General features: G+C 63.3%; 1 protein-coding gene. It reads left to right on the plus strand.

Annotated features, from left to right (window positions below; translation table 11 throughout):
• Positions 1–244: 244 nt before the first annotated feature.
• Positions 245–1,507, plus strand: coding sequence for a YibE/F family protein (locus tag G8767_RS35115; RefSeq protein WP_124567353.1), 1,263 nt, complete (start codon positions 245–247; stop codon positions 1,505–1,507).
• Positions 1,508–1,680: the final 173 nt, after the last annotated feature.

Below are 1,680 nucleotides of genomic sequence, written 5' to 3' on the forward strand. Positions count from 1 at the left end.
GTGAAACGGAGATTGGTCGAGCTGGGTGGCGGGGACAACCCCCCCTGTTCCCCGCCACCCAGCTCGACCAATCTCCGTTTCACACCCCCCTCATCGGTAGCACCGGTTTTCACGGGCACTGCCTTTCGTCGGCCCTGCCTTTCACCGACACTGCCTTTCAACACTGCCTTCAGAAGCTGACCATTCGCTTCGGAGCCGATAACATTGCACCGGTGCAAATCCCCAGTCCGACACTCAGTTTCCGATGAGTCACGGCCACGGCCACGGTGGACCCATTCAGATCGGCCCCACTGCCTCACGCGTCGTCATCGGCTTGCTCGTCGTCATCGGCATGATCGTCGTCGCGGCAGCAATCGCACTGTGGCCGGACAAGAACACCATCCCCGTCCCACTCCCTTTTCAGAATGCCGACGGCAGCTCGGTGGAAACCGAGGCGGGCACGGTCACCATGCAAGACCTCGGCGACTGCGGGAGTTCCTCCGCTGGAAGGGTATTCGTCGGCGCCCCGCAACCGCCGCCCACGTCGGCCTATCAATGCCAGCGGAGCATCGTCGACATCGAATCCGGGCCGAATGCCGGAACCAAGACACTGCTCGAGGTCATCCCGGGCGCCGGTCAACCGGATCTACGAGTCGGTGACCACATTCGTCTCGTGCGTCAGACGGACCCGAACGGCAATACTCAGTACTCCTTCGAGGACTATTCGCGTGGACTCCCGCTGGCACTGATCGCTTTGGCGTTTGCCGTAGTCATCATCGCTGTTGCGCGGTGGCGCGGATTGCGCGCTCTCGTCGGACTGGTGATCGCATTCGGCGTTGTCGTCGGATTCCTCCTGCCCGCCTTGCTCGACGGCAAGCCTGCGATACCGGTTGCACTGGTCGCCGGCGCGGTGATCTTGTACGCGGTTCTCTATCTGGCGCACGGTGTCTCACTCAAAACCAGTTCGGCATTGCTCGGCACCCTCGCCGCGATGGTGCTCGCGGCGGTTCTCTCCTATCTCTGTATCGAACTGACCCATCTCACCGGGTTGTCCGAAGAGCAGAACACCAATGTGCAGACATACATCGAACACATCGACATCACGGGCCTGCTGCTGGCGGGCTTCATCATCGGATCGCTCGGTGTTCTCAACGACGTCACCATCACCCAGGCATCTTCGGCATTCGAGTTGGCCGAACTCGACAAGCACGCTCCTCGCCGAAAGGTGTTCAGTGGGGCGATGCGGGTCGGACGCGATCACATCGCCAGCACTGTCTACACCTTGGTCCTCGCGTACGCCGGCGGAGCGCTGCCACTGCTGTTGCTTTTCAGTGTCAGCGGGCGCCCACTCCAAGACGTGTTGGTCGGTGACGCCGTCGCGATCGAAATCGTCCGGTCCGCGGTCGGCGGAATTGCTCTGGCTCTTTCGGTTCCGCTCACCACCGCAATCGCCGTCATTCTCGCGCGCCCGCCCGGTAGTGCGGTCAAGACCGGCCCCACGTCAGGTGGACGCCACTCCAAACGCTGACACCGGGTCTCAGAGTCCGGGGATCGGCGGGAGGACCGGCAACAGAATCGGCGGCAGCCCCGGAATGTAGATCGCGGGCGGCGGAGGTGCGGGTGCAGGCGCCGGCGGCACATAGGTGTCCTGCACAACCGGCGGGGCCTCGACCACCGGTGGCGCTTCCTCCGTCGTGGGCG

Source organism: Rhodococcus sp. IC4_135, from assembly GCF_011602025.1.
Lineage (GTDB): Bacteria > Actinomycetota > Actinomycetes > Mycobacteriales > Mycobacteriaceae > Rhodococcus_F > Rhodococcus_F baikonurensis.

Coding starts and splice junctions, on each gene's coding strand:
- G8767_RS35115 (WP_124567353.1), top strand. CDS start 245: ATGAGTCACGGCCACGGCCACGGTGGACCCATTCAGATCGGCCCCACT.